The sequence below is a fragment of the Bradyrhizobium sp. genome (assembly GCF_049691595.1).
Taxonomy (GTDB): Bacteria; Pseudomonadota; Alphaproteobacteria; order Rhizobiales; family Xanthobacteraceae; genus Bradyrhizobium.
Genome location: NZ_JBAVNZ010000295.1, coordinates 1 through 11,261, shown reverse-complemented (window position 1 = coordinate 11,261; position 11,261 = coordinate 1). Strand labels below are relative to the sequence as shown.

10 protein-coding genes are annotated in these 11,261 nt (G+C 63.6%); 5 read left to right on the top strand and 5 right to left on the bottom strand.

The window, feature by feature from the left end; translation table 11 throughout:
- Nucleotides 1-975: glycerophosphodiester phosphodiesterase family protein (locus WCE35_RS13260; RefSeq protein ID WP_424593805.1), on the bottom strand; the 975-nt coding region annotated here is incomplete at its 3' end.
- Nucleotides 976-1,208: 233 nt separating this feature from the next.
- Between WCE35_RS13260 and WCE35_RS13255 the strand changes: the two genes are divergently transcribed.
- Together WCE35_RS13255 and WCE35_RS13250 are read left to right on the top strand one after the other, a co-directional pair.
- Nucleotides 1,209-1,514, top strand: a complete 306-nt coding sequence (locus WCE35_RS13255) for a twin-arginine translocation signal domain-containing protein (protein WP_424593804.1) — start codon at nt 1,209-1,211, stop codon at nt 1,512-1,514.
- An 84-nt stretch (nt 1,515-1,598) separates the two neighbouring features.
- Entirely contained in the window at nt 1,599-1,847 is a 249-nt protein-coding gene (locus WCE35_RS13250) for a GCG_CRPN prefix-to-repeats domain-containing protein (RefSeq protein ID WP_424593803.1), read from the top strand.
- Between the two features lie 109 nt (nt 1,848-1,956).
- Here the strand turns inward: WCE35_RS13250 and WCE35_RS13245 are convergent, their stop codons facing one another.
- Both WCE35_RS13245 and WCE35_RS13240 read right to left on the bottom strand, forming a co-directional pair.
- On the bottom strand, nt 1,957-2,205 hold the full coding sequence (locus tag WCE35_RS13245) for a GCG_CRPN prefix-to-repeats domain-containing protein (RefSeq protein WP_424593802.1): 249 nt from the start codon (nt 2,203-2,205) through the stop codon (nt 1,957-1,959).
- Between the two features lie 129 nt (nt 2,206-2,334).
- On the bottom strand, nt 2,335-3,030 hold the full coding sequence (locus WCE35_RS13240) for an ArsR/SmtB family transcription factor (protein WP_424593801.1): 696 nt from the start codon (nt 3,028-3,030) through the stop codon (nt 2,335-2,337).
- A gap of 152 nt (nt 3,031-3,182) precedes the next feature.
- Between WCE35_RS13240 and WCE35_RS13235 the strand changes: the two genes are divergently transcribed.
- Entirely contained in the window at nt 3,183-3,998 is an 816-nt protein-coding gene (locus tag WCE35_RS13235; protein WP_424593800.1) for an isocitrate lyase/PEP mutase family protein, read from the top strand.
- Nucleotides 3,999-4,159: 161 nt separating this feature from the next.
- Here the strand turns inward: WCE35_RS13235 and WCE35_RS13230 are convergent, their stop codons facing one another.
- Nucleotides 4,160-5,365, bottom strand: a complete 1,206-nt coding sequence (locus WCE35_RS13230) for a cytochrome c (protein WP_424593799.1) — start codon at nt 5,363-5,365, stop codon at nt 4,160-4,162.
- A 290-nt stretch (nt 5,366-5,655) separates the two neighbouring features.
- Here WCE35_RS13230 and WCE35_RS13225 point away from each other — a divergent pair, with 290 nt between their 5' ends.
- Together WCE35_RS13225 and WCE35_RS13220 are read left to right on the top strand one after the other, a co-directional pair.
- Nucleotides 5,656-9,147, top strand: a complete 3,492-nt coding sequence (locus tag WCE35_RS13225) for an indolepyruvate ferredoxin oxidoreductase family protein (RefSeq protein ID WP_424593798.1) — start codon at nt 5,656-5,658, stop codon at nt 9,145-9,147.
- Between the two features lie 181 nt (nt 9,148-9,328).
- Nucleotides 9,329-10,600 (top strand): DUF418 domain-containing protein, encoded by a 1,272-nt coding sequence (locus WCE35_RS13220; protein WP_424593797.1) that lies wholly within the window; start codon nt 9,329-9,331, stop codon nt 10,598-10,600.
- Nucleotides 10,601-11,010: 410 nt separating this feature from the next.
- On the opposite strand, the gene WCE35_RS13215 is transcribed toward WCE35_RS13220, so the two are convergent.
- A partial coding sequence (locus WCE35_RS13215; protein WP_424593796.1) for a hypothetical protein occupies nt 11,011-11,261 on the bottom strand: 251 nt, incomplete at its 5' end.

Sequence of the window (11,261 nt, the reverse complement as noted above, 5' to 3'; positions counted from 1 at the left end):
CAGCATCACCCAGATCGGCGGCGCCAGGATTTTCACGCCTTGCGCCTTCAATTCCGTCATCGACGGTTTCCAGGTCCCGGGCTTGTTTGGGTCGAGGCCGAGCTTTTCGTAGCGATCCTCAAGATACACTGCCTGCGCGGCGAAATCAGGCGCGGTCTTCACCCAGAACAAAATGTCGTCGAGACTAAAACTCTGGGCAAATACCTCGCTCGCCGGAATGCCCGCCGCCTTGTAGGCGGCCAGCATTTGGGTGGCGTATTTTTCCTGGGTGTAGTCGCCGTCGAACGGCATCGGCACCTCCGGCGCCTTCAGTTCCGGGGTGAATTTTGCGCCAAAACTCCGGATCAGCGCGATGCTCTCGTCATGGGTCATCAGCGTGCCGGAATTGCTGTAGAGGTCGGTGCGCCAGCGCGGCGTGCCGTTCTGGTAATCGGCTGCGGTGGTCGCGTCCGGATTGAAGCCGTCCATCTTGGCCGAAAGCCGCTTGAATTCGGCGAGCGTGATGTCGCTGGTGCAGCATTTTGCCGTAGCCTTCTTGCCCGTGGCTGGGTCGGCCGGGCTGAAGGCTTGCGAGCATTTTGCCGCCAGTTCCGGCACCGACAGGATGTTGGTGGTGGTGTGCAGGTCGCATTGCGAATGCCGGCAGACCAGTTGGCGATCCCCGGTGAAGGTGACGTCGCACTCGATCACGCCGGCGCCCATGCGGGCCGCGGCGGAATAGGATTCCCTGCTGTGCTCGGGAAACTGCAGCGCGGCGCCGCGATGGCCGATGGAGAAATCGCTCTTGCGGAACGGCCCGGTGCACTGACCGAGTTCGCGCTTGAGCGGCCCGTCCTTCATCTTGTCGACGAGATAGAACGGGCGGGGGCCGATTTGCGCCTCGCGCGGCGGCGGCACGCCTTGCGCCGCGGCGCTGGCCGTCAAGGCGAGCACAGAGAGCGCGGAGAGAACGGCGGAACGTCGGCGAAACGGCATTGGCGTCACCTCAATGTCACGATGCGGGAGCCGATATCATCATAGCATTGTGACATCAGATGTGGCGGCCGACAGCGATGAAATCGATGCGCGGCGCAAGGCGATTCGTTGTTCGACAACGACGACCCGAGACCTCCGTGCTTTCTGAATGAAGAGTTCAGCGTGCATTCATCTTGGCACGATCAAACTCTGCCCGTGATCAACGATGCATGTGAACCAAGGAGGAAGATGTCATGGAACGCCGACACTTTCTGAAACTTGCTTTTGGCCTTGCCGCCGGAGCCGCCACGCTCGCTGCCAGCGCGCAGGCCGCGCCGCTTTCGCCGCATCCGCTTCATGAAGATGGACGGACCCCTGCCGGTCCCGACGCCCAACCCGCCGTCACCAATGCGCGCGAGGTCGAGCACCTCAAGCCCGAGGAAGTGCGCTGGGGCCACCACGGGCACGGGCACGGGCATCATTGGGGCTGGCGTCGAGGCCGCCATCGGGGCTGGCACCGGCGTCATCACCGCCACTGGCATCACCGCCGCTACTGGTAGGGCGGAAGATTGCCGGAGCGCCGATCGTTTTGCCTCGATCCGCAATTGTCGTCGCAATCGTACCAACCAGAAAAAGGAACGTTCATGAAGATCCTTGCTGTATCGGCGTTGGCGATCGGGCTCGGCCTTGCCGCGGTCCCGGCGTCCCAGGCCATGCCGCTGGCGCCGCTCGGCCAGTCGCAGGCTGCGTCGGAAAATACCGTCATCGTCGCCGGCGGCTGCGGTCCCGGCTGGCACCGCGGTCCCTATGGCGGCTGCCGTCCGCTCTACAATTGCCCGCGCGGCTGGCACCCCGGCCCGTTCGGCAGGCGCTGCTTCCGCAACGGCTGGTAGGAACCTCGGCAGAAGGGAGCAGCTACCGGCTGCGGCGGTCCAGCAAGGCCTGCATCAAAAACAAAGCCCCGCGTGAGCGGGGTTTTGCCTTCGTCCGTCAATCTGGTTCTCAATAAACCACCCGGCAGCGTCCATACCGCCAGACGGTGCCGTAAGGACAGACACGGCCGCGCGGCACCACGACGACCGCTGGTCGTTCGACCACGAGAGGCCGCTCGACCACGACGACGCCGCGGTTGGGTTGGCATCCGCCATAGGGACCGCGATGCCAGCCAGGGCCGCAGCCGCCCGCGGCGTTCGCTGCGCCAAAGCTCGCAACGGAACTGGCGACCAAAACTGCTGCGAAAAGGTACTTCATGTTTTCTCCCTTTTTTTGGCCGCAACGCGGCGCGGTTCCGAACCTAGTACCGGGACCTGAATAGGAAATGAATGCTGGTGATTCGTTGTCGAACGGCGAGAAAACCCGGCACCGTATTTCGCCGGCGCCTCATTCGCCGCTCCCGAACAGCGCGGCAAACCGATTCTCGCCATTTCGTGAAAAATTGACGACGCGGCTGCCCGGCGCGGAATCGCGCGCGGCCCATTTCAGTTCCGTGAAGCGCGTCATCATCGCGGCCCCCAGCGTGCCGGCGAGATGATGACGCCGCTCGCTCCAGTCGAGGCAGGCCTTGCACATCGGGCGGCGCGGGTGGGCCAGCGTATCGGCGTCGATCTGCAACGCACTTGCCATGAAGCGCTTGCCCTCCGACGTGAGTTCGATCGCCTGCCCGCTTTCGCGCACCAGCCGCTGCCTCTTCATGCTGTCGAGCATCTGCACCCCGAGATCGCCGGCGAGATGGTCGTAGCAGATCCGGGCCCGGCGCAGCGCCGGGTCCTTCGGCCCGGTGCGCACGCGCATGTGGCCGGCGCGGGCGGCGAGGCCCGCCAGCCCTTCGAGCACGCCGGCGACATCGGGGCCGGTCAGGCGGTAATAGCGGTGGCGGCCCTGCTTCTCCGGCTCGATCAGGCCGCCGGCTTCCAGCTTCGCCAGATGCGAACTCGCCGTCTGTGGCGTGATGCCGGCCTCCTGCGCGAGTTCGCTCGCGGTCAGCGCGCGGCCGGTCATCAGCGCGGTAAGCATGTTGGAGCGCGCGGGATCGCCGACCAGGGCTGCGACCATGGCGATATCGGGGCCAGCTTTCATAGTTCGATGATAGCCGAAGCATTGACGTCGATCAAGCGGCTACATGCGGACTTGAAGATTGGCTCCGTCATTGCAATCCATTCTTCCTTTGTGGCGCCGCCAGCCACACGCCGCTATCTTTGAACGCGAACGGAAAGACAGGGAGAGAAACCATGCCGGTCACGACCGCGGACAAGCGCGCCACCTTCCGGAACCTGCACGGGTCCGGATGCTTCATCCTGCCCAACCCGTACGACGTCGGCAGCGCCCGCGCATTGCAGCATCTCGGCTTCAAGGCGCTCGCCTCCACCAGCGCGGGCTTTGCCTGGACGATCGGCAAGGCCGACAACCACGTTTCGCTCGATGACGTCTGCGATCATCTCACCGCGCTGTGCGCGGCCGTCGATCTGCCCGTCAACGCCGATTTCGAAGGCGGCTTCGCCCGCGAACCGGAACAAGTCGGGGCCAATGTCGCGCGCGCGGTGAAAACCGGCGTGGCGGGATTGTCGATCGAGGACTCCACCGGAGATTCGGCAAGGCCGCTGTACGAATCCGCGCTGGCGATCGAGCGCATCAGGGCGGCGCGCAAGGCGATCGATGCGATCGACAGTGGCGTGCTGCTGACCGGCCGCTGCGAGGGATATCTGGTTGGGCAGGCGGACCTCGCGATGGTGATCGACCGCCTGACCGCCTATGCGGCAGCCGGCGCCGATTGCCTCTATGCGCCCGGCATCAAGACCAGGGAAGATATCGCCGCGATCGTGAAGGCCGTGCATCCAAAACCGGTCAACCTCCTGATCGGCGCATCCGGGCTCTCGCAAGCGGAAGCGGCCGATCTCGGCGTGCGCCGCATCAGTGTCGGCGGCTCGCTGGCGCGCTCGGCGTGGGCGGGCTTCATGAAGGCTGCGCGCGAGATGGCGGAGCAGGGGACCTTCACGGAGCTGGCGAATGGCTATCCCGGCGGCGAGCTGAACAAGATGTTCAGGTGAAATCAAACCAAGCGCGGCGGGCAATCCAATGTCCGCTGCGCGCGGTTGAACAGGATCGTTGGCCGTTTGCGGTTGTTGCTGTCATACCAACCGCTGAACGCGGGCCAGGTTCCGGATTTGCCCGATTTTGGCGCAGCGAAACCTCGGGAACCCAAACGCCATCACCTGTTGCGCCGCGCTTTGGCGACCTGCGCCGGCGTCACCAGCGGCGCCGCATTGCCCCAGGCATTGCGGATGTAATTCGTGACATCGGCGATCTCCTGATCCGACAGTTTTGCATAAGCCGGCATCGAGCCGGTGTTGGGCGCACGCGGCGTGGTCATGGTCTCGGCACCATCGAGCATGATGCGCAGCGTGCTGGCGGGATCGGCCGACTGCAGATTGGCGTTGCCCGGCAGCGGCGGATAGATCCGCGGCGTGCCGGAGCCATCGGCTTCGTGGCAGGCGGTGCATTCGACCTTGTAGATTTTTTCTCCACTGGCCATTTGCGCGGGCGGCGGCGGGATAATGGCGGGCTCCGGCGCGCCGGCGGGGAGACCCTTGAGATAGACGGCGATCGCGCGCACGTCCGCGTCGCTCATTTTCGAGGTCGAATTGGCCACGACCTCCGACATCAATTGGCCGGCATGGCTGCGGCCGTTGCGGCCGCTCTGCAGATATTCGACGATATCGTCCACGCTCCACGATTTCAGCCCGCTGCGTTCGGCGCCATCGAGCCGTGGCGCGAACATGCCCTGCACCCGGCCGCCGCCATAGCGCTGGCCGCTCTGGTCGGCGCCAAACATGTTCTTCGGCGTGTGGCAGCCGCCGCAATGCGCCACGCCCTCGACCAGATAGCCGCCGCGATTCCATGGCGTGCCTTTGGTCTGGTCGGGCTGATAGATGCCCGGCTTGAAAAACAGCCAGTTCCAGACCCGCATGACGAAGCGGTGGTTGAACGGCCAGCGCAGTTCCGGCGGCCGCGGCGGATTTTGGAACGGCGTCAGCGTGGCCAGATAGACCCGGATCGCCTGGATGTTGTCACGGGTCAATTTGGTGAAATAGGGATAGGGGAACGCCGGATAATAATGCGACCCGTCGGGCGCCACGCCAAAGCGGAGTGCGCGGTAGAAATCCTCGTCGCTCCAGGCACCGAGGCCGGTCTCGCGATCCGGTGTCAGGTTGGGCGAATAGATCGCCCCGAAGGGCGTATCGATCCGTTTCCCTCCGGCGAACGGTTTTGCGGGGTCGGCGGTATGGCAGCTCGCGCAATCGCCTGCGACCGTCAGCGCCTGGCCGAGGGCGAGCGCTTCTTCCGCCGGTTGGGCACGGCCTTCACCGCCAGCCAACGCACTGCACAACAGCAAACAAGGGAGAATCGCCCGCATGGCCCGATGTCGTTCCTGTACCGATGGCTCCTTCATGACCTTATAGCGCGAAATCGGGGGGAGGGGGATGCTGTGCGTTTCAAGGAGGGGGCTCCGGACGACACGAACCGAAAAGAGGCGGGGCGGCTCCCGGCAGGAAATTGCGATTTTCGAAAGCGCGGCTCGATGTCCGAAATTTGTGCTGCGCCGGCTGCAAAAACCGACATAGAGTGGCGCCAATGCGTTGGCGCGACCAGTCAAAAAACGTCGGCGCGACCAAGGGCTTACACGTTTCAGGGCAAGAGGGTGGAATGGGAATCAACCAGGGTCCGATCAGTCTCGATCAAAAATACACCCAAGGCACCGGCCATGTCTTCCTGACCGGCATTCAGGCACTGGTTCGCCTGCCCATGGCGCAAATCCGCCGCGACCGCGCCGCGGGGCTCAACACCGCGGGCTTCGTTTCCGGCTATCGCGGCTCCCCGCTCGGCGGCTACGACCAGCAATTGTTCGCCGCCCGAAAACACCTCGAGCAATACAACGTGAGGTTTCAGCCCGGCGTGAACGAGGATTTGGCGGCGACCGCGATCTGGGGTTCGCAGCAGCTCAATCTGTCGCCCGGCGCAAGGCATGATGGCGTCGTCGGCATCTGGTACGGCAAGGGCCCCGGCGTCGACCGCTGCGGCGACGTGTTCCGCCATGGCAACGCGGCCGGCTCGGCCAAAAACGGCGGTGTGCTGTGCCTCGCCGGCGACGACCACGGCGCCAAATCCTCCACCGTCCCGCACCAGTCCGACCACGCCTTCATCTCCGCGCTGATGCCTTATCTCTATCCCTCCAGCATCCATGAAATGATCGAGATGGGCCTGCTGGGGATCGCGATGTCGCGCTATTCCGGCTGCTGGGTCGGCATGAAGGTGATCACGGAGACGGTGGAGACCACCGCCGAGATCGATCTCACCGACGAGATGACGCCTTTCGTCATCCCGACCGATTTCGAGATGCCGCCGGGCGGGCTCAATCTGCGCTGGCCCGACGACCGCTACGACCAGGACCGCCGCCTGCAGGACTACAAGGGCTTTGCCGCGGTCGCCTTTGCCCGCGCCAACAAGGTCAACCGCGTCACCATGGATTCGCCGAATGCCCGCTACGGCATCATGGCATCCGGCAAGAGCTACGAGGATATCCGCCAGGCGCTGCGCGAGCTCGGCGTCACGCCGGATGTCGCCGCGAAAATCGGGCTCAGGCTCTACAAGATCGGCATGCCCTGGCCGCTGGAGCCGGAAGGCGTGCGGCAATTCGCGGTCGGACTCGAGGAAATCTTCATCATCGAAGAACGCCGCGAGATCGTCGAGAACCAGGTCAAGCAGGAGCTGTTCAACTGGCGCGACGACGTCCGGCCGCGCATCGTCGGCAAGATGGACGACCACGACAAGCGTTTTCTGCCGTTCGCCGAGGAGCTCAGCGTGGCGTCGCTCGCAAGTGCACTGACCGAGCGATTGCTGCGGCTCAATCTCAATCCGGAAATCGCCGCGATGCTGCGCGCGAAAGCCGACTGGTTCAACGGCCGGCAGGCGACGCAGATGCAGGCGGTGGCGCCGATCACCCGCACGCCGTATTTCTGCTCGGGCTGCCCGCACAACACCTCGACCAGGGTGCCGGAAGGCAGCCGCGCCTTTGCCGGCATCGGCTGCCACTTCATGGCATTGTGGATGGACCGCAACACCGAAACCTTCACCCATATGGGCGGCGAGGGCGTGCCGTGGGTCGGCGTGGCGCCGTTCACGAAAGAAGAGCACGTATTCGCCAATCTCGGCGACGGCACCTATTTCCACTCCGGCAGCCTCGCGATCCGCCAGGCGGTCGCCTCCGGCGCCAACATCACCTACAAGATCCTCTACAACGACGCGACCGCGATGACCGGCGGCCAGCATGTCGACGGCGAATTGTCGCCGCAGCAGATCACCTTCCAGCTTCACTCCGAAGGCATCCGCGACATCTATCTCGTCTCGGAGAACCCCGACACCTATCCGGCAAGCGAAATCGCGCCGGGCACCAGGACCGCGCATCGCGACCAACTCGACGCGGTCCAGAAGACGCTGCGTCAGGTCAAGGGCGCTTCGGCCATCGTGTTCGTGCAGACCTGCGCGGCGGAAAAACGCCGCCGCCGCAAGCGCGGCACCATGGAGGATCCGGCGCGCCGGGTGCTGATCAATCCGGCGGTGTGCGAGGGCTGCGGCGACTGCTCGGTGCAGTCGAACTGCATTTCGGTCGAGCCGCTGGAGACCGAGATGGGGCGCAAGCGCGCGATCAACCAGTCGACCTGCAACAAGGACTATTCCTGCCTGAAGGGTTTTTGCCCGTCCTTTGTCACCGTCGACGGCGGCAGGCTGCGCCGCCGCGTGCCGGCGGGGCTGGGTGAGATCGGTGACCTGCCGGAACCCGCCTCGCAGCCCTCGCTGGCGCGGCCCTATAACATCGCAGTCGGCGGCGTCGGCGGCACCGGCGTGCTGACGATCGGCGCGCTGCTCGGCATGGCCGCGCATATCGAGGGCAAGGCCTCGATGATCCTCGATATGTCGGGCCTTGCGCAAAAAGGCGGCGCGGTGCTGAGCCATGTGCGGCTGTCCGAACATACCGCCGACGTCACCTGTTCGCGCATCGTCACCGGCACCGCCGATCTTGTGCTCGCCGCCGACGAGGTGGTGGCGGCCGCCAGGGAAACCATGACGCTCTGCGAATCCGGCCGCACCATCGGCGTCATCAACACCCACCTGATCCCGATCGCCGACTTCATCCTCAACCGCGATTTCAATTTCCAGGCCCGCAAAGTCAATCATGTGCTGGAAACCGCGCTGCGCAGGGATTCCTCGTTCTTCGACTTCACAAAACCCGCCGAAGTCCTGCTCGGCGATTCCATCGCCACCAACATGATGATGATGGGCTACGCCTATCAGAAAGGCCTGCTGCCCCTGTCGGCGAAAGCGATCGAGCAGGCGATCGAGGTCAACGGCGTTGCGATCAAGCTGAATATTCAGGCGTTCCAGCTGGGCCGTTTGGCAGCCGCCGATCCTGCGCGGCTGATCGCGATGATGAAGGACCAGGACGAGACGGTCGCGCCGAAGACGCTGGACGAGATGACGCTGGATGAGGTCATCGCCCATCGCAGCACGCTGTTGACCGACTATCAGGACACCAAACTTGCCGCGCGCTACCGCGATCTGGTGAATCAGGTTCGCGACGCCGCGACCAGGGGCAGCTATGGCGACGCGCTGCCGCGCGCGGTCGCGATCAATTATGCAAAACTGCTCGCCTACAAGGACGAGTACGAGGTGGCGCGGCTCTATACCGACGGCCGGTTCGAAAAGCAGCTCCGCGAGCAGTTCGAAGGCGACTTCAGGTTCAATTTCAACCTGGCGCCGCCGTTGCTTCCGGGCAAGCTCGACGCGCTGGGGCGGCCAAAGAAGCGCGCGTTCGGCGCGTGGATGCTGGCGGTGTTCCGGTTGCTGGCGAAGCTGCGATGGCTGCGCGGCACCCCGCTCGACATTTTCGGCTACAGCGCCCACCGCCGGCTCGAACGCGACCTGATCGCGGGCTATGAGAAGGACGTCGCCACCGTGCTCGGCCTGCTGTCGCCGGTGACGCTCGACACCGCGATCGAATTGCTGTCGTTGCCCGATCGCATCCGCGGCTACGGGCCGGTGAAGGAGAAGGCGGTGCAGGACGCGAAAGCGCGCTACGCCCAGCTCGCCGCCGATCTCGTCAACCCGCCACCCGCGCCGCGCCAGATCGCAGCGGAGTAGCGGGTCCATCCGAGGACGCCGACGCGTCCTCCTCAAGGATGTTGCAGCGCGTACAGGGCGGGTTCCCTTTAACCCGCCATCTCGTGTTGTTGAGCATCGTCGCAGATAGCCGACATTGGGTAGCTGCGCGTTATTGTGGATCGTCCGACGCACCAACTCTTACGTCGGCGCGAGAAGTAACATGGTTACGATGCAGTCCGGAAGCGAACAACTCCAACTTGTCGCAGCCTCGGATGCTGGCCCGATCGCACCCTCAGATCGAATAGCCGCGATCGACATTGCGCGAGGCATTGCCCTGTTCGGTGTTATGGCGATCAACGTCGTCACGGTGTTCCGGGTCTCGATTTTCGAGCGGTTCCTGCCAGCGCCGATTGACGGCACTTGGCTCGATCGCGCGCTTCATTCGATATTGATGATCGGCATCGATCTGAAAGCGTTCGCGCTGTTTTCACTCCTCTTCGGAGTGGGCCTTGCGATCCAGTACGATCATTTGTCGGCGAGTTACCGACGTACTGCATTGCTCGTTCGACGGCTGGCGTTCCTTTTGCTCATCGGCGCCGCCCATCTCGTCCTCATCTGGAATGGCGACATTCTCTTCGAATACGCGATCGCGGGTTTTGTCGTACTGCCGTTTCTATTCGGCCCATCACGGCTACCGGCCATCGTGGGAGCCGCCCTGCTTGCGGTATTCATCATATCCTCCTTCTTGCCGCCGATAGCGTCGATGCCGAGCAGATCCTGGATGACAAATAACGTCGCCGACGCCGCGCACATCTATGGTTCTGGCGGCCTTGCGGCCGTGCAGGCCTTTCGCGTCCACGAGCTGCCCGGGCTTCTGCCTCTGCATCTATTCATATTTCCGCGAACGGTCGCCTTGATGCTTATCGGCGCGGCGGCATGGCGCGCGGACTTGTTCCGTACAGGATCGCGAGCGAGCCGGTGCCTGCCGTTCCTGGCAGCTATTGGAGTCCTTGTTGGTGGAGCCCTCGCGGTGACGCACGAGAATGAGTGGCTCCGTATGGGATGGAGAACAGAGGTCTTGGTCGAACGCTTGGGTACGGTGCTGCTGGCGTGCGGCTACGGTGCGGCAATCATTTGGGCAACGGAGAAGGCAAGGGGCCGGAATCTCTTGGCGTGGGCCGCACCGATCGGACGAATGGCGTTCACCAACTACCTGATGCAATCCGTGATCTTCGGCTGGCTCTTCTATGGGTATGGGCTTGGCCTGTTCGGCAGGCTTGGAGTTGCGGCCGCTCTCGCCATCGGTATCGGTGTCTACGTCCTGCAGGTCGCCCTCAGCGCGTATTGGTTGCAGCGGTATCTCTATGGGCCAGTGGAATGGCTGTGGCGCGGCGCCATGTATGGAACATGGCAACCCTTGCGGCGTTGCTCCAACGCCGGTCGGCAACCTGACGCGGGAGCGCGAGAAGCGCGTGGGGCGGGTTCCCTTTAACCCGCCATCTCGCATGCAACGGCCTGCAGATTTTCTCGGCAGCACGTCGACGATAGAATAATCCGGATGGAGCATCCGGCAGCAGCCTCAACGGCCAAATTCCAGGTCGACAGAATAGTCCCAATCGCAGTCAAGAACCTCGGCAAAGTAGCGATCTATCCAACGTGCGATTGATCTGGCGTCTTCGAGCGCTAACGTCCCCTTAACATATTTATTGGGCTCCCATTCCTCCGCTGCGAACGATCCCAACGCACCGAGACGCGGGCCAGGCGCTTCGACATGGGGATAGGCTGCGTTAATTGTGCCGGCAGTGAACTGAACCCATCGATTTGGATTGCCAGAAATCTCAAATGTCACGCACCAAGAGGGGCCGCCAGCGAGCGCTTCTCTCACACCGGGCGCAATCTCGGCTATCTGATCACTGCCCACGCTGCACCTGTCGGTCGTTCGATCAACACACGATACCAACTTCGCAACAGGCGTTGCTCATGTGTCAATAAGATGAAGCTTCCCGGTCCGCCGATGACTTCCGCGTGGCCGACCGATGGACCGAGGGAAATCGACTTGCTGTGGCGATGCATGTCATACCGGAGCGTGCCTTGTTTCAGCACGTAGAGCGGGTTCCCTTTAACCCGCCATCTCGCGTGCAACGGCGGGTTAA

Bases quoted from the DNA above. Each gene is read 5' to 3' on its own strand.
- WCE35_RS13255 (WP_424593804.1), top strand. From the start codon at position 1,209: ATGGAACGCCGACACTTTCTGAAACTTGCTTTTGGCCTTGCCGCCGGA.
- WCE35_RS13250 (WP_424593803.1), top strand. From the start codon at position 1,599: ATGAAGATCCTTGCTGTATCGGCGTTGGCGATCGGGCTCGGCCTTGCC.
- WCE35_RS13245 (WP_424593802.1), bottom strand. From the start codon at position 2,205: ATGAAGTACCTTTTCGCAGCAGTTTTGGTCGCCAGTTCCGTTGCGAGC.
- WCE35_RS13240 (WP_424593801.1), bottom strand. From the start codon at position 3,030: ATGAAAGCTGGCCCCGATATCGCCATGGTCGCAGCCCTGGTCGGCGAT.
- WCE35_RS13235 (WP_424593800.1), top strand. From the start codon at position 3,183: ATGCCGGTCACGACCGCGGACAAGCGCGCCACCTTCCGGAACCTGCAC.
- WCE35_RS13230 (WP_424593799.1), bottom strand. From the start codon at position 5,365: ATGCGGGCGATTCTCCCTTGTTTGCTGTTGTGCAGTGCGTTGGCTGGC.
- WCE35_RS13225 (WP_424593798.1), top strand. From the start codon at position 5,656: ATGGGAATCAACCAGGGTCCGATCAGTCTCGATCAAAAATACACCCAA.
- WCE35_RS13220 (WP_424593797.1), top strand. From the start codon at position 9,329: ATGGTTACGATGCAGTCCGGAAGCGAACAACTCCAACTTGTCGCAGCC.